Origin of the sequence: Curtobacterium sp. MCBD17_035, assembly GCF_003234815.2 — a bacterium.
GTDB lineage: Bacteria > Actinomycetota > Actinomycetes > Actinomycetales > Microbacteriaceae > Curtobacterium.
In genome coordinates this window covers 3,067,542-3,087,986 of sequence record NZ_CP126279.1, presented here as the reverse complement: position 1 = coordinate 3,087,986, position 20,445 = coordinate 3,067,542, and the positions used below count along the sequence as shown (strand labels likewise).

The window sequence follows — 20,445 nt, the reverse complement described above, 5'->3', positions numbered from 1 at the left end:
AGCCCGTACGTCGTCTCGATGAGGTGGTCGGCGAACAGCCGTGTCTCGCTGCCGAACCCGGTGCCCCAGAGCGACTCGGCCAGGGGACGGGCGAGCAACCGGGGGACCGCGGCGATCGAGGTCGAGCGGTGGATCCAGGAGCCGGAGGACAGGAGCTCGGTCGTGACCGTGGAGATCCCGAAGTCGAGCACGGCCACGATGCCCCCGACGATCGCCGTGAGGACCACGTTCCTGGCCCACCGGCCGATCCCGCGTCGGTGGACCGCGTGCAGGAGGACCCCGAGGACGGCGCAGAGGACCGCGCTGCGGGTACCGGAGAGGAACACGCCGACCGCGGCGACGAGGAGCGCGACGCTCCGGACGGCGCCGGACATGCCGATGCGGTTGCTCCACGCCACCACGACCGCGATCGCCTCGAACGTCCCGAACACGATCGGCTGCCCCATCGACCCCTGGCCGCGTTCCCACACGTCGCCCGTCAGGGGGTTCGGGCGGGAGACCCCACCACGCTGACCCCAGATGGGCGTGGCACCCGTGACCAGGTCGACGGCGGTCCACGCGACCTCGACGGCGGCGATGACGAGCACGGCGATGAGGACGATGCGGAGGCCGCGGGCGTCGAGGTGCGCCGTGACGAGGGCGACCACCACGGCGGTGCCGAAGTACACCGTGAGACGCGAGGTCGAGTACGACCCCGCGAGGAGGGCGCCGACGCCGATCCACACCCAGAGGGCGGTCGGGACGAGGAAACGCGGCGCGGTCAGGTCCGACACCGCCGCGACCCGGGCGACGGCGACGAGCAGGACGACCGCGCAGAGCGCGAAGGCCGGCACCCAGACGGTGCGCGGCGCACTGTTGTTGCCCACCACGGCCGTGACCACGAGCGTGAGCACGAGTGCCCAGGCGCGCACGGTGGCCGCCGGAACGAGCACGAGGAACGCGACGACGACCAGGAGCCCGGCGGACGCGGCCAGGGCGAGGACGGTGACGGGTGGCACACCGTTTCCTATCGCCCCGGGAGCGCCGCACTCGCGCCCTCCCGAGGGCCAGCGGCCGCCCGGGAGGCCCGGATCACCGCCGCGGTCACCCTCCTGCCGCCGACATGGTCCGGGCCCTCACCGGCACGTCGCGGGTGGCACCGAGGCGGCGCACCGGGTGACGCGGCGTGCCGCCGGGTGAGTCCGCCCCGGGGACGGGTGACCGCGGAGGCGAACCGGGACCGGCGGAGTCCCGGACAGCCGTGGCCCTGACCCTCGGGACCGGACGCGGGGACCGATCATCGGCGGGGTGCGACCGGCAGCGGGGTCGCCCGGGACGAGGGACGGGGACGCGGTGACGGATCGACCAGGGAAGCGACGCGACGTCCAGGGACTCCGGGCGGTCGCGGTGCTCGCCGTCGTGGCGGACCACACCCTCCACGCACCGCGCGGCGGCTTCGTCGGGGTCGACGTCTTCTTCGTGATCAGCGGGTTCCTCATCACCGGGTTGCTCCTGCGTGAGCACGGACGGACCGGGACGATCTCGATCGTCGGCTTCACCCGACACCGCATCCGGCGCATCCTGCCGGCGGCGGTCCTCGTGCTCGCCGTGACCGCCGCCGCGACGGCCCTGGTCCTCGGTCCGGCACGGTGGGACGCGGTGCGGTGGGACGCACTCGCGGCGGCCGTCCTCGTCGCGAACTGGCACTTCGCCGCCACGGGGACCGACTACTTCCAGGCAGACGGGCCGACCTCGCCGCTCCAGCACTTCTGGTCCCTGTCGGTTGAGGAGCAGTTCTACCTCGTGTGGCCGTGGGTGCTCCTCGGCGTGCTGACCCTCGCCGCGCGTCGGCGACCGGGCGTCCGCACCGGTCGGACCGCGGTGCCGGCGGCCGTGGCGGTCGCGGTGCTCGGCGCCGCGTCGGTCGCCTGGTCGGCGTACGAGACGGCAGGGTCCCCCACGGTCGCCTACTTCTCGACGCCCTCCCGGGCGTGGGAGCTGCTCCTCGGGGCGGGTCTCGCGGTCGTCGCGCCCGCACTCGAGCACCTGCCGACGGCTGTCCGGCACGTCCTGGCGTGGGCCGGACTCGCCGCGATCGCGATCGCGCTCGCCCTCACCGACGCGGACCGGGGATTCCCGATGCCCGGCGCCGTCCTGCCCGTGCTCGGTGCCGTCGCGGTCCTCGCCGCCGGGATCGGGCGGGACCGTCGGCGGTGGGCACCGCTCACCGATCGGGTGTCCGGGTCCCTCGGCGACCTGTCGTACTCGATCTACCTCTGGCACTTCCCCGTCGTCGTCGTGTTCGGGCCGTACCTGCTGTTCGTGCTCGGCGAGGACCGGCCGGACGTCCGGTGGGTCGCGGGCGTGCTCGCGCTCACCGCGGTGACGTCGGTGCTCGGGTACCACCTGGTCGAGCGGCCGGTGCTCCGGAGCGCGTGGCTCGCCGACCGGGCGGCGTCCCGGCGACGGCGGCGGCCCTCCCGGCTCGTCTGGTCGGCGACGGCGATCGCGATCACCGGTGCCGTGGTGCTCAGCGCCGTGACCCTGAACGGCGCCCAGGGTGCGGTCGACGTCCGCACGGACGGTGCGGGCGCGGCTGCGGCCGACGGCGGATCGTCCGGCACCGCGTCCGGCGGGTCGTCCGGTGCGCAGGCCGCGCTCAGCCGCGCGATCACCGCCGCGCTGCGGGCCCGGTCCTGGCCGGCCGACCTGACGCCCTCGGTGTCCCGTGCCGCCGACGAGACCCTGCCCGGCAACACAGCGCGCTGCGGCTCGGCCGCTTGGCTCCCGGCCGCCGACTGCACGTTCGGCGACCCCGCTGCGCCGCACCACGCCGTGCTCGTGGGGGACTCCATCGCCCAGGCCTACGTCCCGGCACTCGCCGCGATCCTCGGGACGGGGGACTGGTCGCTCCGGATCACGTCGATGTACGCCTGCCCGTTCATCGACCGCGAGGTCGGCAACGTCGCGAAGCAGACCGCCATCTGCGCCGACCGACGGGCGAAGGAGGTCCAGGTCGTCCGGGACACCGAGCCGGATCTCGTCGTCGTCGCGAACACGGTCGTCCGCGGAGCCGACCGCAGCACGGGCTCGACGACGAGCGCGGCCGCCTGGAATGAGGCGTTCCGCGCGGAGTTGGAGCAGATCCTCCCCGCTGCGGACCACGTCGTCGTGCTCGCCCCGCCGCCGCCCGACAAGGACATCGAGGACTGCTACAGCAACTTCGCCGGCCCGAGCGCCTGCGTGAGCTCGGTGTCGGCATCCTCCTGGTTGTCCATGGCATCGGACCAGATCGTCCTGATGAAGGCGCTGCACGGGTCGTTCGTCGACACGCGCCCGTGGTTCTGCGACGACGACGGCGCATGCCCGGCGTTCGTCGGGAACCTGCTCGTCAAGAAGGACCAGGCGCACCCCACCGCGGCGTACGTCGAACACCTCACACCCGTCATCCGCGCCGCGCTCGAGCACGCGGGCGTCCTCGAGACCCCCGCGTCGTCGTCGCCCCCACCGACGGCCACGACCGCCGGAGCCTCCACGCCTGCCCCGGGTGACGACACGCGGGATGCGGAGCCCGGGAACGCGACGCCCGGGGTGAACGCCAGGGACCCGCGGGCGACCGACGTCCGGTCCGGCCGCGGTGGCGCACTCCGTCGGTCGTACCGTCCCGCCATGACCACCACCGGCACGGCTCCCCACCGGCTGCTCCCGCGCGGCGCCGACCCCGGCGCCGACCCCGGCGCCGACCCCGGCGCCGACCCCGGCGCACACCACGGCCCGGACGCGGACCGGCGGCTCCGCGTGCTCCACGTCCTCGACGCCTTCACCGCGGGCGGCGCGCAGCGCGTCGCGCTCGACCTGGCCGCCTGGACGGGACGGCGCGGCGTCGAGAGCGCCTTCATCGGTCGTCCGGGGCCCCTGGTCGACCGCGTTCCGCCGGGCGCCGACGTCCACGTCGTGACGGGCGCCGGCCCGCTCGCCGAACTGCTCGGCATCCGCCGCGCGGTGGCGTCCGTCCGACCGGACGTCGTGCACGCCCACCAACGCCGGGGCGCGCTGCTCGCGCGGATCGCGGTGGCCGGCACCGGCGCGCACGTGGTCGAGCACGCGCACACCTGCCTGCCCCGCGCACGGATGCGGCACCTCTCGTTCCGGAGCGAACGGGTCTTCGCCGTCAGCGAGCAGGTCCGCCGGATGGTGCTCGACCTCGGCACGCCGGCGGACCGCGTCACCTTCGTCGGCAACGTGCCCTCCGCGCTGGTGGACGCGCCGGTGCGTCCCTGGGACGTCCATGCCCCGCTCCGGGTCCTCGGCGTCGGTCGCCTCACCGAGCAGAAGGACCCCCGCCGCTTCGTCCGGGTCGTCGCAGCCCTGGCCCGGCAGCGTCCGGTCCGGGCGACCTGGCTCGGCTCGGGGCCGCTCCGCGACGACGTGGTGTGGCTGGCGCAGGTGCTCGGCGCACCGGTCGCGTTCCCCGGCGCCGTCGACGACGTCACGGCGGCCCTGGACGCATCCGACGTGCTCCTCATGACCTCGGCTTGGGAGGGCCTGCCGCTCGTCGTGCTCGAGGCCTTCGCCCGCCGTCGGCCCGTGGTCGCGACCGCCGCGGTCGGGTCCCCCGGGGTCCTCGACGACGGCCGCGCAGTCGTGGTGCCGGACGACGCCGACGACGAGACCGTCGCCCACCGGGTGCTCGCCGCGATCGACGACCCAGCCGAGATCCGCCGCACCCTCGTGGCGGCGGCCCGGCATCTCGACACCGCCGCCCGACCCGAGCAGGTGTTCGGCCCCGTGCTGTCCGCGTACCGCGCGCTCGCCGCGGCAGGAGACGCGCGGTGACCGGGCCCACCCTCGGGGCGCTCAGCGTCGCGACCGTCGACGAGCCGATCGTCCTCGACGTCCTCGGCGCCCGGGTGGCGCTCCGCCTGCACGGACTCGACGAGGACGGCCGCGACCGCGTCCTCGCGGACTGGTCCTGGTGCCGGACCCCGCACCGCGCGTCGGCGACGTCGACGACGGTGCACGCCGTGCTCGCGGCACCGGCGCCCGCCCCCGGTGCCGCCGCGGTCCCGGACGGCACCTCCGGGGCCCCGGAGGGGCCCGGATCGATCGTCGTCCGGGCCGCGGACGTGGACACGCTCCGTGACCGGCTGGCGCGGGCGCTCACCCTGCACGCGATCGACGCCCGTGCCGCGGACCTCCTGCTGCTGCACGCCGCCGCGGTGTGTGATCCCGCGACCGGCGCGACGGTGGCGCTCGTCGGACGATCCGGCAGCGGCAAGACGACGGCCGCGCAGGTACTCGGGCGCACCTTCGCGTACGTCACGGACGAGACGCTCGGCGTGCAGGACGACGGGACGGTCGTGCCGTACCCCAAGCCGTTGTCGGTGGTGCGGGCCGGATCGCCGAAGGCGCAGGTCGGGCCGGACGTCGCCGGTCTCGTCCGGTCGGCGGGACCGGCGCCCTGGCTCGCCGCCGTGCTGCTGCTCGACCGCGATCCGTCCCTGCCGTCGGCGCTGCTCGAACCCGTGCGCGTCACCGAGGTCGTCGAGCCGCTGTTCGGGCAGATCAGCTACCTGTCCCGCCGCGGCCGTCCGCTGGCGCGGCTCCGGCGCATCGTCGACGCGACCGGCGGCCTGCGGGTGCTCCGGTACGCGGAGGCCCGGGACCTCGCGCCGGTCGTCGGTGGCGTCCTCGCCGGCGTGTCGGGGCGTCCGGCGGCCACGCTCGGGGCGGTCCGTGCGGTCACCGAGGCGTCATCGTCCGGACTCGCCGATCCCGGGGCGTCCGTCCGCCGCGCCGCCGTCACGGACTGGGTCGGCGACGGGGACGACGTGCTCGTCCTGCACGCGGACCGACTCCACGTCCTGCAGGCCGTCGGCGCCGCGGTGTGGACCGCGCTCGCCCGGCCCCGGTCCCTGGACGCGCTGGTGCGGCACGCGGTCGAACGGTTCGGCACCCCCGAGGGCGCGGACCCGTCGCTCCTCGTCGCGCGTGTCGTCGAGGAACTCCGGGCGTCCGGGCTCGTGGAGACCGGTCCGGCTACGCCCCGTGCTCCACGAGCACCCGCGGCAGCTCCGTGACGAGTTCGCTCGCCAGGTAGCCCATCGGACCGACCTGCACGGCGAGCCGGTCCCCGGCCGCCGCGTGCACGTGGGTCGCCCACACGGCCGCCTGGACGGGGGTGGCCCCCCGTGCCGCGAGGCCCGCGATCGCGCCGGACAGCACGTCGCCGCTCCCGCTCGTGCCGAGACCACCGGTGCCGGTCCCCATGGCCCAGGTCGTGCCTCCCGGTTCGCCGATGACGCTCTGGCAGGACACGACGGCGCCGAACCGATCGGCGATCTCGGCGAGGTCGGACGCCAGGTCGTCCTTGTCGACGTCACGGCCGAGCAGGCGCCCGGCCTCCGACGTGTTCGGGGTCATGACGAGCCGCCCCCGGAGCGGCGCGAGGTCCTCGGCGACCGACGGGGCGACCCCGAGCGCGAACGCGTCGAGCACGACCACGGTGTCGTCACCGACCAGGCCCGGGAGGCGCCGCACGAGTTCCCGGGTCCCGTCCGGCTCGTCGAGTCCCGGCCCGAGCAGTACGGCGTCCGCGGCGGACAGGTCGTCGCCCGCGCCGTCGAGCGCGTCGCCGCGGACGTGGCCGTCGTCGTCCTCGACGAGCGGGACCACCCCGGACTCCGGGATGGCGACGGCGACGTGGGGCGCGACCGACTCCGCGATGGCGAGGGTGAGCCTCCCGGCCCCGACCCGGAGCGCGGCGAGCGCGGAGAGCATGGCGGCGCCGGGCGTGCGCGCGGCCCCGCCGACGACGACCACCTGGCCGCGGCCGTACTTCGAGCCGCCCGGAGCGGGCAGCGGCCAGTCGCGCAGGACGTTCGGGGTGACGATCTTCGAACGGTCAGTGGCCGGCATGGGCGTCCTCGCTTCCGCGGTTGGGGATGGAGCCCTCGTGCTCGGTGACGGGCGTGTCCAGGTCGTCGAGGTGGTCGACGGCCGAGAACTCCTCGAGCCGCCAGGGCGCGCCGACGCGGTCCCGGGTCAGGCGCGTGAGCGACGCGTTCGCGACGGTGTGGGTCCGGGCGAAGTCGAGGAGGGCGGCCTCGTCCATCCCGGTGCAGATCGCGACCGTGAGCATGACGACCGCGTCGTGGGCGGCCAGGACGAGTCGCTGCACGTCGTGCTGCGCGTCGACGTCGTGCAGGACGGAGCGGAGTCGGAGCATCACGTCCACCCAGGACTCGCCGCCCGCGGGCCGGTGGTAGTACTTGCCGAGCCAGCGTCGCCGCTCCGCCTCGTCCGGGAACAGGTGGCGCACGCCGGTGCTCGTGAGCAGGTCGAGCACGCCGAGCTCGCGGTCGCGGAGTCGTTCGTCCACCTGCAGGACCGCGGGCACCTCGGCGGTGTCGAGGGCGATCCGGATCGTCTCCTGCGCGCGGTGGTACGACGACACCCAGACGGCGAACGGAACGCTGTCGACCTGCCGGTCGGTCAGCCCCGCCCCGAGCGCCCGTGCCTGCCGCTCGCCGAGCGGGCTGAGCGGCACGTCGGCGTCCCGGTGGTCCACGACGATGCGGTCCTGCCCGGCCCGCTCGGCCTCCGCCGCCGCGACGTTCGCCGTCGACTCGCCGTGCCGTACCAACCAGAGCTCCGTGACGTCCATGCGTCCCACCGTAGGCCGCGACGTCCGCCGGGGTTCCCGGCGCCCGGACAACCCGCCGGACGGGTGGCAGCATCGGCCGGGAGGCGCGGCACCGGTCCGTCTTCCCCCTCACCACCGGAAGCGGGTGTGCATGGCCGACGCCCTCGATCCCGTCGCACCCGTGACCCGCCCGGTGGTCCTCGAGGACGTCGACGACGGACTCCTCGCCGAACGTGCGGGTGACGGGGACGTCCGCGCGTTCGAGGTCCTGGTCCGTCGGCACGGTCCGCTCCTCCGGGCGGTCGCATTCCGCGCGCTCGGCCGGACGGACGAGGTGGACGACGTCGTGCAGGACGCCTTCGTCGCCGCCTGGCGGCAACTGCCCACGATGACGGACCCGTCCGCGATCCGCGCCTGGCTGCTCCGGGTCGTCGCACGCCGCGCGGCGGACCGGCACCGGGCCTCCCGACCGCACGGCGAGCTCGACGACGACGTCGCGGCCGAGGAGCACGCGACCCCCCACCGGATCGTCGAGGCGCGGTCGGCGACCGAGGCGATGGCCGCGGTGCTCGCCGACCTGCCGGAACGGCAGCAGCGGTGCTGGCTCCTCAAGGAGGTCGTGGGCGAGTCGTACGAGGAGATCGCGGAGGACCTGGGCGTCCCGGTGTCGACCGTCCGAGGGCTACTCTCGCGGGCACGGAGGACCATGATGAGCCGGATGGAGGCGTGGCGATGACCGATGCAGCGCCGCCCGACGACCCCGCCGTCCTGGCGCTCGAGCCGGACCAGCTCGACGGCCACAGCGTGGACGAGCTCGTCGACTACCTCGACCGCGGCATGGAGCCGCCGGATCCGGCCATCGACGACTCGCCCGCGTGCCAGAACGCGCTCGCGGCGATCGCGCGGCTCCGCGCGGTGTCGACCGCGCTCCTCGAGGAGGAGGGTCGGGTCGCGTCCGACCGGGACGACTCGTGGGTCGGGAACGTGATCGCCGCCATCACGACAGAGGCCCAGGCCGGTCGTGACGTGCCGCTCGCGCCCACGGCACCCACCGAACACGCTGCGCTCACCGAGGGTGCGATCCGTGCGCTCGTCCGTCGCGCCGCGGACGGGGTGGACGGGTTGGTCGTCGGGCGCTGCTCCCTGGTGGGCGACGTCACCGAACTCGACGCTCCCGTGACCGTCAGCGTCACCGCGTCGCTCGTCTGGGGGCGGTCGGTCCGCACGGCCGTGACGGCCCTGCGCCGGGCGGTCGCCCGGGAACTCGCCGCGCACACCGAACTGCGGGTGGCCGGGATCGACGTCGTCGTGCGCGACGTCCACGTCCCTCGGGACGGCCAGGAGGCGGACCGATGACCGGCAGCGGACGACCGGACCTCGAAGCCGAACTCGCGACCCTGGTGGGTGCGGTGCCCGGCGTCGAGCAGGTCTACCGTCGCGGCGTCGTCCGTGCGGCGGCGGCCGGTGCACGTCGACTGGTGGGCGCGGGGGCCACGGACGCACCGGTCGAGGTCGGCCGCGACGGAGTGACCATGACGATCGCCGTCGACGGGATCCGGCCGACCGTCGAGGTCGTCCACGCGGTCCACGACGCGGTCATGGAGCATCTGACGCACGTCGGACTCGCGGTCCCCGTGATCGTCGTGCGGGTCGGCCGGATCGGGTGAACGGACGACCCGCAGGGCGGGTCAGCGGCGGCGTCGGGACGCCGCAGCGCGACGCTGCTTCGCCTTCGCCAGCGCCCGCTGGACCTGGGGGTCGCGCCGCGCGTGGCGGACGATCCCGACGATGACCGGCAGGTACCGGAGCAATGCGAACACGGGGGCCTCGTTCCTCGGGTCAGTCGACCCGTGTGGTCGCGGCGGCCATGCGTGCGCGGAAGCCGCCGGTGAGTTCGATGAGCGCGGGGACCTCGTGGCCGACCGCACGGTCGAGCCGACGGAGTGCCGACTCGATGACGGCCTGCGCGTCGGTCGGGGCGACCCCGCGCCGGCACGTCGCCGCGATCCGCAGCACCGGAGTGCGTCGGACCCGGTACGTGGTGACGCTACTCGTGACGAGTTCCGGGCGTCCGGACAGCGCGTCGCCGAGCAGGTCGCGAGCGACCGCGGTGTCGATGACGATCCGGTCGCCCTCCTGCCCGGATGCCACCGCTTCGCCGCGGGTCTCGAGCAGCACCGACGTGTGGCCGCCGCCCTGACGGACGATGAACACGACGAGCAGCGCGACGACCACTGCGAGGGCGACGAGCACCGCGATCCCGATCCAGTCGGCGCGGGTCCCGGGGATCGTCGTCGCGGCGAACGCCTGGTCCAGGCCCCGCCGGACCCCGCGTGCGTCGCCGCTCCAGGCGTGCGTGACGGCCGGGACCGCGCCGAGCAGGACCCCGACGAGCCCGAGCGCGACGAGCACGATGCCGACGACGAGGAGGAACAGCCGGTTGGCCGCGCGGTTCGTGGCGTTCATGCGCCCACCTTCCCGGTGCGTTCGATGGTGGTGCGCGACCGGAGGGGTGGACGCGCGTCGGAGCGGGCGATCTCGTCGTCGACGGCGGTGACCACGGCCTCCCGGTCGACCGGCAGACCGCTGGTGGGCGTGAGTCGGACCTCGGCGGTCCGGCGCCCGACGGTGACGAGGGTCGCGTCGGGGTCGACGCCCGCGGCGTCGGCGGCGCGGCGCGCGAGCGCCGAGGCGATCACGCGGTCGTCGACGACCACGACGGTGCGGTCGGAGTGGAGCGTGCGTCGCGGACGCCGGGAGGCCCGGAGCGCGACGACGACGAGGAGGACCCCGATGAGGGCCACCACCACGCCGCCGACGATGAGCCAGGCGGCGGCCACCGTGCTCGCGGCGACGAGGGCGGCGCCCATGTCACCCGGGGCGGCGAGCAGCGGCCGCATCCCGAGCATCGCCAGGACGACCTCCGTGCCGGCGTACGCGCAGGCCAGGATGACCAGCACGGCCGTGACGACGGCGGGGACGGCCTTGGACGAGTGCGTCTCGCGGCGGGCGACCCGTCGGAGCAGGTGGTCGGTGCTCATCGGACCCGCCGTTCTGCGCGGATGACCGCGCCCGTCAGATGGAGCGTGACCTGCGCGAGGTGCCGGCCGGTCAGCGCGGGGACACGGTCGCGCAGCGTGCGCTGCGCGGCGGAGCAGCGCTCGACGAGGCTCGGGGCGTCGTCGGCGTCGAGCCCGCGGACGCCGATGGGCGTCCGCAGGATCGCGGCGAGGGCGCCGTCTCGGTCCTCGAGGTCCACGTGGACGTGGTCGGCGTCCACGTCGAGCTCCTCCGCCGTCAGCGCGGCGACGACCCGGGACAGGGCGCGCGCGGTGACCCGGGTCCGTCCCGGCGTGTCGGTGCGGTCGGGTCGGACCCCGGTCGAGGTCCGACCCGCCGCGGCCGTGGCGGTGGCGGTCGTCACGAGGACGACCGCTTCCCGCGGACGGCGTCGCTCAGGGCACGGACGTCGAGCTTGCCCTCGGTGATCCGCCCGACGACGGCACCGATGGCCATCGCGGCCGCGACACCGATGAAGGGCCAGAACCCGGCCCAGATCCACACGATCGCGAGTGTCGCCGCGACGAGGATGCCGAAACGCGTTGCGGTCATCGTCACGCCTGCTGCTCGTCGTCGGCCGTCGGGATGTGCACGTCGGTGACCTTGACGTTCACCTCGGTGACCTGGAGCCCGACGTAGTCCTCGATGGCCCCGGCCACGGCGGTGCGGACACCGTCGGCGACGGCCTGCAGGTCGGTCGGGTACTCCGCGACGATGACGACGTCGGCCGCGACCTGGGTCTCGCCGACCTGGACGCTGATGCCCTGGCTGAGGTCGGTGTTGTTCGCCAGACCGCGGATCGCGCCGATGGCACGGGCCGCGCCGCCGCCGAGCGCGAAGACGCCCGGGACCTCACGGGCCGCGATGCCGGCGATCTTCGCGACGACCGCGTTGTCGATGTCGGTCTTGCCGCCGACCGTGCCGGTGCCGGTCGAGCTCAGCGTGGTGGCCGTCGCGGCCGTGGCGGGTGTGGTGGCGCTCGCAGTGGTGGCCATGGTGTTCCTCCCTGTCGTGGGTCCGGACGGACCCGCACTCCGTGGTGCTGCAGGGGAGTCGTGTCGACCGGGCCGATCGTCACGTCGGGAGGGCTGGGAGATCGCTCACGGATCGGGGGACGTCGTCGGTCCGGACCACCGCGGGACCGGGGCGTTCAGGCGACGCCGACCCGGGCCTCCCGGCCGGCGAGCAGCGCGGGCACGTCCGCGACGCCGTCGAGCACGTGGTCGTGGGGTTCGGCCTCGAGCTCCGCGCGGGACAGGGCGCCGGTGCACACGCCGACGGCCACCACGCCCGCGTTCCGCGCAGCGCGGACGTCGACGACGGTGTCGCCGGCGGCCAGGACCTGGCGCACATCCTCCACGCCGAGCAGCTCCATGGCGTGGTGGATCATGTACGGCGCAGGGCGGCCGGCCCGGACGTCGGACGTCGTCACGACCGCGTCGACGGTGTGTGCCGGGCCCCGGCCGACGGTCCAGCCGAGCGAGGCGAGGAGTGACCCCACGACGGGTTCGTCGAACCCCGTGGTGAGCGCGACCCGGACGCCCCGCGCCCGGAGGTCCGCCAGCGCGGCCTCGACGCCGGCCATCGGTACGGGCGGGTCGGCGCGGTACAGGTCGTCGAGGGTCGCGCGGAAGGCGCGGAAGGTCGCGGACACGATCGACGGCGTCGGCTGCACGCCCCCGAGCTCGAGGAGGGCCGTGATCGCCTCCTCCTTGTCGGTGCCCATCCACCGTTGCAGGTCGGCGTCCGCGACGGGCGCGCCGGCATCCTCCACGGCGGATCGCAGGGCTCGGTACACCGCGCCCCGGTCGTCGATCGTCGTCCCGGCCATGTCGAACACCACTGCGCTGATCACGGGCAGAGCGTAGGGGAGCGCTGCGGCGCGGCGACGTCGCGCGCGTGAACGGCAGCCGAACGCGCCAGGGCCGGGATGAACCGTCGGTGAACGCCGCCGCTGACGGTCCTGTGATGCTGGCGCTCGCGGACAGGATCGGGCCGTGGACACGACGACGACCGACCTGCACGACACCGCCTCCATCGCCTCGGGCGGTCGGCCCGACCGGTACGACGTGGTGGTCGTCGGGGCCGGGGTCATCGGCCTCGCGCACGCCGCCGAGGCCGTCGACCGGGGGCTCCGGGTGCTCGTCGTGGAGCGCGACCACCGGGCCACCGGCGCCTCGGTCCGCAACTTCGGGCACGCGTGCGTGACGGCGCAGTCGGGCGACATGCTCGAGCTGGCGCTCGCCGCCCGTGAGCGGTGGCTCCGGCACGCCCACGACGGCCGCTTCCCCGCGGTCGCATCCGGCGCGGTGGCCGTCGCGCGGAGCCGGGCCGAACTCGCGGTCCTGGAGGAGCTGGCCGCGTCGCGCGAGCCGGGTCAGGTCCGGCTCCTCGCCGCTCCGGAGACCGTCGACCGGATCGGTGGGGCCGGCGACCCGACGATCGTCGGCGGGGCGTTCCTCCGTGACGACGTCCGCGTCGACCCGCGCGCTGCCGTCGCGGGGCTCGCCGCACTGGTCGCGTCGCGCGGTGTCACGTTCCGGTGGGGCACCGCCTACCTCGGATGGGAGGACGGCCTCGTCCGCACCTCGCGCGGCACGGTCCGGGCGGACCGCACGATCGTCTGCGTGGGGCACGACGTCGACCAGCTGTACCCGGACCTCGCCGAGCAGCACGGGATCCGTCGCTGCGGCCTGCAGATGGCACTCGTGGAACCGCCCACCGGGCTGTCGATCACCCCGGCCGTGCTCACCGGCACGAGCATGCTCCGCTACCCCGCGTTCGCCGAGACCGCCGCGGCGACCGTGCTCCGGCAGGAGATCACGCGCGAACGACCGGACCTCGTCGCCATGGACGCGAACGTCATGCTGACGCAGCGGCCTGACGGCAGCCTGGTCGTCGGGGACAGTCACCGGTACGACCTCACGCTCGACCCGTTCCTCGACGAGGGCGTCAGCGCGACCCTGCTCCAGGACGTCGCGACGCTGCTCGGGGTCGGAGGGCTCCGGGTGCGGCAGCGCTGGATGGGCGTCTACGCGCACGCGCCCGAGCCGTACCTCGTCGCCCACCCCGCGCCCGGGCTCACGGTCGTCAGCGTGACGAGTGGCGTGGGCATGACGATCTCGCACGGGCTCGCGGCCCGCACGTGGGCCGGCCTGGAGGCGCTTCCCGCGCCCGTCTGACGGCCGCGGTCCCCGACACGCACGCGCTGTTCCCCATCCGTTCACGGACGGGGCACGAGTGCGTCACCGCCCCGGGTCACGATGACGTTCGTCCAGCGGCCGGTACCCCACGTTCCGACTCCCACACCCGTCCCACAGTGAACGGCCGGTCGCCCCCAGGAAGGGAACACCCGTGCTCTCCAAGCGCTCATCCGCCGGCATCGCGCTGGCCGCCGCGGCACTCGCCGCCCTGACCGGTTGCTCCACCACGAGCAGCGCCGCGACCACCGACTCGTCCGGATCCGCCTCGGCCTCCGGTGACTGGTCGACGGCGACGTCCGCGTCGTCGAACGGTGGCATGGACGCCCTCGTCAAGGCGGCCGACAAGGAGGGACAGCTCAACGTCATCACGCTGCCGCCCTCGTGGGCCAACTACGGCAAGATCATCGCCGGGTTCGAGAAGAAGTACCCGGGCATCACGATCAACTCCGCGAACCCGAACGGCTCGAGCGCCGACGAGGTCTCCGCGGCGAAGTCGCAGAAGGGCCAGTCCACCGCCCCCGACGTCTTCGACGTCGGCACCGCGGTCCTCAGCCAGAACCTCGACCTCGTCGCGCCGTACAAGGTCGCGAACTGGGCGGACATCCCCACGGCGGACAAGGCCGCCGACGGCGGGTGGTACTACGACTACACCGGCCTCATGTCGATCGGGTACGACTCGTCCGTCATCAAGACCGCCCCGAAGAGCATGAAGTCGCTGCTCGGCTCCGCCTACAAGGGCAAGGTCGCGATCAAGGGCGACCCGACGCAGGCGAACGAGGCCGCGAGCGCCGTCTACCTCGCCGCGCTCGAGAACGGCGGCTCGGCGAAGGACATCCAGCCGGGCATCGACTACTTCGGCAAGCTCAAGGCCGCGGGCAACATGCTCAACGTCCTGCCGACGCAGGCCACCGTCAACTCGGGTGAGACCCCGGTCGTCGTGCAGTGGTCGTACAACAACCTCGCGTGGGGGCCCGCGGGCGGATCGGCCGGCAACCCGAACTGGAAGACGGTGATCCCGAAGGGCACCGCGCTCGGCAGCTACTACAACCAGGCGATCAACGTCGACGCGCCGCACCCGGCGGCCGCGCGCCTCTGGGAGGAGTACATCTACAGCCCGAAGGTGCAGAACCTGTACCTCGCGTCCGGCGCGTACCCCGCCACGCTCGCCGCGATGGAGAAGAACGGCACGGTCGACAAGGCCGTCCTGGCGAAGGTCGGCGACGCACCGAAGAGCCTCGTCCAGCTGTCGAGCACGGAGGCGGCGACCGCGGCCACCCTGCTGACCAGCAAGTGGTCCTCGACGGTCCGCTGACCCATGGCCACCGCTGACGCGACCACGACCACCACGCTGCCCCGTGCGGCGCAGGCGCACGGCGCCGCGCGGGGGTTGACCACCGCAGGCCGCGGCGCCGGGGGAGGACCTCGGCGCCGCGGCGTCGCGTGGCTCGGTCTCACCCCGTTCGCGCTCTACGTGCTCCTCTTCCTCGCCGTTCCCGCGGTCATCGCGGTCGCCAGCGGGTTCTCCACCGCCGCGGGCGTCCCCACGCTCGCGAACCTCCGGGCGTTCACCGATCCGTCGGTCCTGCAGGCCTTCGCCGGTTCGGCCGGGCTGTCCGCAGCGTCGGCGGTGCTCGGCGCGGCCATCGGTGCCGTTGTGTGCTGGGCGCTGACGACTCTCCGCCCCGACGGGCTCGTCCGGTCCATGGTCGACGCCGCGGCGAGCGTCCTCGCCCAGTTCGGCGGGGTCATGCTCGCCTTCGCGTTCATCGCCACGATCGGCGTCCAGGGCATCGTGACCGTCTGGCTCCGCGGCGTCGGGATCGACATCAACGCGAACGGCCCGTTCCTCTACACGGTGGCTGGACTCGTCGTGCCGTACCTCTACTTCCAGGTGCCGCTCATGGTCTTGACGTTCATGCCGGCGCTCGAGGGCCTCGGCGTGCAGTGGGGCGAGGCGGCGGCGACGCTCGGGGCCTCCCGGTCCGTGTACTGGCGCCGGATCGCGATCCCCGTGCTCGCACCCGCGTTCTGGGGCAGCCTGTTGCTCCTGTTCGCCAACGCGTTCTCGTCGTACGCCACGGCCGCGGCGCTCATCGCCCAGGGCGGCATCGTGCCGCTGACGATCCGCCAGGAACTCACGAGCGAGACCATCGTCGGCGTGCAGAACGTCGCCGGGGTGCTGGCGCTCGGCATGGTCGTGGTCATGGTCGCCGTGATGGCGGGGTACTCCGCGCTCGAGCGTCGCGCCTCGCGGTGGCAGCGATGAGCTCGGCACGCGGGTACGGCCCCGCACCCTCGAAGACGGTCGGTACCGTCGTCCTGGTCGTCGTCGGGCTCGTGTTCGCGGTGCCGATCGTCGCGCTGGCGCAGTTCACCCTCCGGCAGGGTGCGGGGGCCGGGCTGACACTGTCGCACTACACGGCGCTCGCGGATCCGGTCAACCGGGCCACGTACCAGCCCCTGTTCGACGGCCTCGTGAACTCGCTCGTCATCGCGGCGATCACCGTCGGCATCGTCCTGTTCGTGCTCCTGCCCGCCCAGATCGTCACGACACTCCGGTACCCCCGGCTCCGGCGCGCGCTCGAGTTCGTGTGCATCCTGCCGATCACCGTGCCGACCGTCGTGCTCGTCGTCGGGTTCGTCCCCGTGTACCAGGTGATCGCGCAGGTCCTCGGGTCGGGTGCGTGGACGCTCGCCTTCGCGATCGGGGTGATCAGCCTGCCGTTCGCGTTCCGGCCCATCGCCACCGCACTCACCACGGTCGACGTCGTCGTGCTCGCCGAGGCCGCTCGATCACTCGGGGCAGGCTGGGCGACGGTCGTCATGCGGGTGCTCCTGCCGAACCTGCGCCGCGGCATCCTCGCCGCGTGCTTCCTCACCGTCACGGTCGTGCTCGGCGAGTACACGCTCGCGTCGTTCCTGTCGCGGACGACCTTCCAGACGGCGCTCGTGCTCATCCAGCAGACGGACCCGTTCGTCGCGGCGATCTTCTCGCTCGCCGCGCTCGTGTTCGGGTTCGTCCTGCTCGTCGTGATCGGCCGCGTCGGGTCGGCCCGACCTGGCGCGCGCCGCATCCGTCGTGGAGCAGGCGGCGCGTCCGGTGCCGGGAGCACGGGCACCGGGTCCAGTGGCCCGGCCGACGCCGCCCTGCGCTCGCACGTCCTCGACGGTGTCGCCGTCGCCGCCCCCACCTCCCAGGAGCCCGCATGACCCGCACCGCCCAGCCCACCCCCACGACGGCGAACCGCAGTGGGGCCACCGTCGAGCTCGACGGTGTCGTGAAGTCCTACGGCGCCCACACCGCGCTCACCGGGTTCTCGCTCCGACTCGAGCCGGGGGAGTTCGTCTCGCTGCTCGGACCGTCGGGGTGCGGCAAGACCACCGCACTCCGGGCACTCGCGGGTCTCGAGGTGATCGACGCCGGCGCCATCCGCATCGACGGCCAGGACGTCGCGGCCGTGCCGGTGGAGCGACGGGACATCGGGATGGTGTTCCAGCAGTACTCGCTGTTCCCGCACATGACCGTCCGGCAGAACGTCGCCTTCGGGCTCGAGATGCGGAAGGTCCCCGCGGACGACCGGCGCCGCCGTGTGGTCGAGGCCCTCGACATGGTGCACCTCGCGGACCTCACCGACCGCTATCCGCACCAGCTCAGCGGCGGGCAGCAACAGCGCGTCGCGCTCGCCCGAGCGCTCGTCACGCGGCCCCGGGTGCTCCTGCTCGACGAGCCGTTGTCAGCGCTCGACGCCAAGGTGCGGGTGACGCTCCGCGACGAGATCCGTCGCATCCAGACCGAACTCGGCATCACGACGCTGTTCGTCACCCACGACCAAGAGGAGGCGCTCGCCGTCTCGGACCGGATCGCCGTGATGCACGGGGGCGGGATCGAACAGATCGGGACGCCGGAGCAGCTGTACATGCGGCCCGCGACGGCGTTCACTGCGGACTTCGTGGGTCAGTCGAACCGGCTCCGCGGGGACCTCCGCGGAGGCGACGTGTTCACGTACGGGTTCTCGCTGCCGAGCATCGACCGCACCCTCGACGACGGGCCCGTGACCGCCTACGTCCGCCCCGAGGACGTCATGCTCGCCCCGGACGGCGGCCTGTCCGGCGCCGTCCTCACGTCGAGCTTCCTCGGCTCGGTCCGCCGCACGACCCTCCGACTCGACGACGGCACGGCGCTCGTCGTCCAGCACGACGTCGCGCAGCGGCCGGTTCCCGGCGACGAGGTCCACGTCCGCCTGCTCGGGACGCCGGTCGCGGTGGCGCCGCTCGGTTGAACTGCGCCCGGGAGGCGCGGTGTCATCGGGTGCGGCGCCTCCCGTCCGCTGTGCTGCGGGCCATCGACGCCGTACCGCCGGAGCGCCCTGTGTCGGCGAGAGAGTCCGCGATCACGTACTACTGTTGGACGTCACTATCGGAAGCCGATATCATGTGGTCGTGATCCAGTCGTTCGGGGACGAGCTGACTCGGAAAGTCTGGCTCCGGCAACACGTTCGGCGTCTCGGTCCGGACCTGCAGCGGTCCGCTCAGAAGAAGCTCCGTCTGCTCCATGCAGCGGAGACCATCAACGATCTGCGGATTCCGCCCGGCAACCGGTTGGAGAAGCTGTCCGGCGACCGCGAGGGGCAGTATTCGATCCGCGTCAACGATCAGTACCGGATCTGTTTCGTCTGGACGGCCGCAGGACCCTCCGATGTCCACATCGCCGACTACCACTAGCGAAGGAACACTGATGTCGAAAGCACATGACCCGATCACACCCGGGGAGATCCTGCGGACCGAGTTCCTCGAGCCACTCGGCATCACGGCGTACCGACTCGCGCAGGCGACCGGGCTACCGCAGACGCGGCTGAGCGAGGTCATCCGGGGGAAGCGCCGTATCACCACCGACACTGCGCTCCGGCTGTCGCAGGCGTTCGGGCTGTCCGAGCGATTCTGGCTCAACATCCAGAACGACTACGACATCGAAGTCGAGCACGACGAGCACGACGACGAACTCGCCCGGGTCGAACGGCTCATCCCGGCGTGACGTCGGAGGTCGTACCGCTCGTGGAGATCATGCCGAGCTGGAGGACCGGGCGATCCGCGGTGGGTGAGGACCTTCCGTAGCTGACGATCCAGATAGTTCGCAAAGCTAAACTAGCGACGGTGACCTCCTCCGCTGCCGCGCCCACCCTCAGCGCCCGGCGACGGACCCTGGCCCTCGTCTCGATCCTCCTGTCGACCCTCACCGGCACCATCGACACCTCGATCGTCAACGTCGCCCTGCCGAAGCTCGCGACCGATCTCCACGTGGCACCGTCCGAGACCGTGTGGGTCGCGACCGCGTTCCTCCTGGCCGTCGCCTGCTCGGTCCCGGCCACGAGTGCGCTCGGCGACCAGATCGGCCGCCGCCGGTTGTACCTGATCGGCGTCCCCGTGTTCACGTTGGCGTCCCTGGGCTGCGCGCTCGCGCCGACGCTCGCGGTCCTCGTCGCGTTCCGCGTCGTCCAGGGCATCGGGTCCGCGGTGGTCCTCGCCGTGGCGATCCCGCTGATCCGGCGCCTGTTCCCGCCGGAGCGCCTCGGACAGACGCTCGGGCTCAACGCGATGACGGTCGCCATCGGGACGTCGGCCGGACCGACGCTCGGAGGGTTGATCCTCGCCGCACTCCCGTGGCCGTGGCTCTTCCTCATCAACGTGCCGATCGGTGTCGCGTCGTTCGTGCTCGCGCTCGTCGTCCTGCCGAAGGGCGTGCCCGAGCGGGGCGACTACGACTGGCCCGGTGCCGTCTGGGCCGCGGGAGCGATCGCCGCGCTGCTCGTCGGCGTCCGACAGCTCGCCGCGGTCACGACCCTCTGGCACGCGCTGGTGCTCCTCGTCGTGTGTGCCGTGTGCGTGGTGCTGTTCGTGCGTCGTGAGCGGATGGCCGCCCGGCCGCTCATCCCGCTCGGCTTGTTCACCGGCCCGTTCAGTCTCACGGTCGGCACGGCGTGGGCGTCGTTCCTGGGGCAGGGCATCGCGTTCGTCGCCCTGCCGTTCCTGTTCCAGACCGCGTACGGGGCGAGCCCGCTCGAGTCGGCGCTCCTGTTCACGCCGTGGCCGCTCGTGATCGTCGTCGTGGCACCGCTGTCCGGGCGGATCGCCGACCGGGTCCGTCCGGCGGTGTTGGCCCTCACAGGCCTCGTCGTCCTGACGATCGGCCTCGTCATGCTCGCGCTGCTCGGGTCCGCGCCGCCGATCTGGCTCGTGCTCCTGTCCACCGCCGTGTGCGGCCTCGGGTACGGCACGTTCCAGAGCCCGAACAACCGGGACATGATGGCCGCCGCTCCCCTCCGCTACGCCGCGAGTGCATCGGCCGTCCTCAACACGAACCGAACCGTCGGGCAGTCCGCCGGGTCGGCCGTCGTCAGCATCGCACTCGTGGTGAGTGGCGCCGCAGCCGGGTCGATGGCAGCGCAGTCGTCCGCTGCCAGCGCCGTGCTGTGGGTCGCCGTGGTGGCGGCGGCCGCTGCGACGATCCTGTCCGCCGTCAAGCTCCGGGTGACCGCGGCTGTGCCGCTCGGACGCTGAGAC

The 20,445-nt window shown here is 73.6% G+C and carries 22 protein-coding genes; 13 read left to right on the top strand and 9 right to left on the bottom strand.

Annotated elements, in window-relative coordinates; genetic code table 11:
* Positions 1 to 1,332: 1,332 nt before the first annotated feature.
* Together DEI93_RS14550 and DEI93_RS14545 are read left to right on the top strand one after the other, a co-directional pair.
* A complete protein-coding gene (locus DEI93_RS14550; protein WP_146244430.1) occupies positions 1,333 to 4,815 on the top strand; it encodes an acyltransferase family protein in 3,483 nt (1,160 codons plus the stop codon).
* On the top strand, positions 4,812 to 6,059 hold the full coding sequence (locus DEI93_RS14545) for a PqqD family protein (protein WP_111119987.1): 1,248 nt from the start codon (positions 4,812 to 4,814) through the stop codon (positions 6,057 to 6,059). The genes DEI93_RS14550 and DEI93_RS14545 overlap by 4 nt, the downstream gene beginning before the upstream one ends.
* Here DEI93_RS14545 and DEI93_RS14540 read toward each other — a convergent pair.
* Entirely contained in the window at positions 6,019 to 6,897 is an 879-nt protein-coding gene (locus tag DEI93_RS14540; protein WP_111119986.1) for an NAD(P)H-hydrate dehydratase, read from the bottom strand. The two genes, DEI93_RS14545 and DEI93_RS14540, sit on opposite strands and share 41 nt — an antisense overlap.
* Positions 6,884 to 7,645, bottom strand: coding sequence for a histidine phosphatase family protein (locus DEI93_RS14535; RefSeq protein WP_111119985.1), 762 nt, complete (start codon positions 7,643 to 7,645; stop codon positions 6,884 to 6,886). The genes DEI93_RS14540 and DEI93_RS14535 overlap by 14 nt, the downstream gene beginning before the upstream one ends.
* A gap of 130 nt (positions 7,646 to 7,775) precedes the next feature.
* On the opposite strand from DEI93_RS14535, the gene DEI93_RS14530 reads away from it, so the two are divergent.
* The 3 genes from DEI93_RS14530 to DEI93_RS14520 are packed head-to-tail and all read left to right on the top strand — an operon-like array spanning position 7,776 to position 9,291.
* Positions 7,776 to 8,360, top strand: coding sequence for an RNA polymerase sigma factor (locus DEI93_RS14530; RefSeq protein WP_111010693.1), 585 nt, complete (start codon positions 7,776 to 7,778; stop codon positions 8,358 to 8,360).
* The gene (locus tag DEI93_RS14525; RefSeq protein WP_146244429.1) at positions 8,357 to 8,980 is read left to right on the top strand and encodes an Asp23/Gls24 family envelope stress response protein; all 624 of its coding nucleotides are present in this window, start codon (positions 8,357 to 8,359) and stop codon (positions 8,978 to 8,980) included. The genes DEI93_RS14530 and DEI93_RS14525 overlap by 4 nt, the downstream gene beginning before the upstream one ends.
* A complete protein-coding gene (locus DEI93_RS14520) occupies positions 8,977 to 9,291 on the top strand; it encodes a hypothetical protein (RefSeq protein ID WP_111025750.1) in 315 nt (104 codons plus the stop codon). Before DEI93_RS14525 ends, DEI93_RS14520 begins: the two co-directional genes overlap by 4 nt.
* Before the next feature lie 21 nt (positions 9,292 to 9,312).
* Here the strand turns inward: DEI93_RS14520 and DEI93_RS14515 are convergent, their stop codons facing one another.
* From DEI93_RS14515 to DEI93_RS14485, 7 genes are all read right to left on the bottom strand, one after another.
* On the bottom strand, positions 9,313 to 9,444 hold the full coding sequence (locus DEI93_RS14515) for a hypothetical protein (RefSeq protein WP_258370121.1): 132 nt from the start codon (positions 9,442 to 9,444) through the stop codon (positions 9,313 to 9,315).
* A 19-nt stretch (positions 9,445 to 9,463) separates the two neighbouring features.
* A complete protein-coding gene (locus DEI93_RS14510) occupies positions 9,464 to 10,090 on the bottom strand; it encodes a hypothetical protein (protein WP_111119984.1) in 627 nt (208 codons plus the stop codon).
* Positions 10,087 to 10,665 (bottom strand): DUF6286 domain-containing protein, encoded by a 579-nt coding sequence (locus tag DEI93_RS14505; RefSeq protein ID WP_111013050.1) that lies wholly within the window; start codon positions 10,663 to 10,665, stop codon positions 10,087 to 10,089. The genes DEI93_RS14510 and DEI93_RS14505 overlap by 4 nt, the downstream gene beginning before the upstream one ends.
* A complete protein-coding gene (locus DEI93_RS14500; protein ID WP_111119983.1) occupies positions 10,662 to 11,048 on the bottom strand; it encodes a hypothetical protein in 387 nt (128 codons plus the stop codon). Before DEI93_RS14500 ends, DEI93_RS14505 begins: the two co-directional genes overlap by 4 nt.
* Positions 11,045 to 11,236, bottom strand: a complete 192-nt coding sequence (locus tag DEI93_RS14495; protein ID WP_111010714.1) for a hypothetical protein — start codon at positions 11,234 to 11,236, stop codon at positions 11,045 to 11,047. The genes DEI93_RS14500 and DEI93_RS14495 overlap by 4 nt, the downstream gene beginning before the upstream one ends.
* A 2-nt stretch (positions 11,237 to 11,238) precedes the next feature.
* Positions 11,239 to 11,679 (bottom strand): Asp23/Gls24 family envelope stress response protein, encoded by a 441-nt coding sequence (locus tag DEI93_RS14490; protein ID WP_111010698.1) that lies wholly within the window; start codon positions 11,677 to 11,679, stop codon positions 11,239 to 11,241.
* A 155-nt stretch (positions 11,680 to 11,834) separates the two neighbouring features.
* Positions 11,835 to 12,539, bottom strand: coding sequence for a phosphonatase-like hydrolase (locus DEI93_RS14485; RefSeq protein WP_258368639.1), 705 nt, complete (start codon positions 12,537 to 12,539; stop codon positions 11,835 to 11,837).
* 142 nt (positions 12,540 to 12,681) lie between these two features.
* On the opposite strand from DEI93_RS14485, the gene DEI93_RS14480 reads away from it, so the two are divergent.
* The 8 genes from DEI93_RS14480 (at position 12,682) to DEI93_RS14445 (ending at position 20,442) form a co-directional block, all read left to right on the top strand.
* Positions 12,682 to 13,866 (top strand): TIGR03364 family FAD-dependent oxidoreductase, encoded by a 1,185-nt coding sequence (locus tag DEI93_RS14480; protein ID WP_258372264.1) that lies wholly within the window; start codon positions 12,682 to 12,684, stop codon positions 13,864 to 13,866.
* Positions 13,867 to 14,038: 172 nt separating this feature from the next.
* Entirely contained in the window at positions 14,039 to 15,199 is a 1,161-nt protein-coding gene (locus tag DEI93_RS14475; RefSeq protein ID WP_111119981.1) for an ABC transporter substrate-binding protein, read from the top strand.
* 3 nt (positions 15,200 to 15,202) lie between these two features.
* The gene (locus DEI93_RS14470; protein ID WP_111119980.1) at positions 15,203 to 16,153 is read left to right on the top strand and encodes an ABC transporter permease; all 951 of its coding nucleotides are present in this window, start codon (positions 15,203 to 15,205) and stop codon (positions 16,151 to 16,153) included.
* The gene (locus DEI93_RS14465; RefSeq protein ID WP_111010717.1) at positions 16,150 to 17,097 is read left to right on the top strand and encodes an ABC transporter permease; all 948 of its coding nucleotides are present in this window, start codon (positions 16,150 to 16,152) and stop codon (positions 17,095 to 17,097) included. Before DEI93_RS14470 ends, DEI93_RS14465 begins: the two co-directional genes overlap by 4 nt.
* Positions 17,094 to 18,167 (top strand): ABC transporter ATP-binding protein, encoded by a 1,074-nt coding sequence (locus tag DEI93_RS14460; protein ID WP_111011535.1) that lies wholly within the window; start codon positions 17,094 to 17,096, stop codon positions 18,165 to 18,167. Before DEI93_RS14465 ends, DEI93_RS14460 begins: the two co-directional genes overlap by 4 nt.
* 160 nt (positions 18,168 to 18,327) lie before the next feature.
* Positions 18,328 to 18,609: a type II toxin-antitoxin system RelE/ParE family toxin gene (locus DEI93_RS14455; protein WP_111011542.1), complete on the top strand. Its 282-nt coding sequence runs from the start codon at positions 18,328 to 18,330 to the stop codon at positions 18,607 to 18,609.
* A gap of 13 nt (positions 18,610 to 18,622) precedes the next feature.
* Positions 18,623 to 18,919: a HigA family addiction module antitoxin gene (locus DEI93_RS14450; protein WP_111011534.1), complete on the top strand. Its 297-nt coding sequence runs from the start codon at positions 18,623 to 18,625 to the stop codon at positions 18,917 to 18,919.
* A gap of 119 nt (positions 18,920 to 19,038) precedes the next feature.
* Positions 19,039 to 20,442 carry an MFS transporter gene (locus DEI93_RS14445; RefSeq protein WP_181436064.1) on the top strand — a complete coding sequence of 468 codons (1,404 nt, stop codon included), beginning with the start codon at positions 19,039 to 19,041 and terminating at the stop codon, positions 20,440 to 20,442.
* Positions 20,443 to 20,445 lie beyond the last annotated feature (3 nt).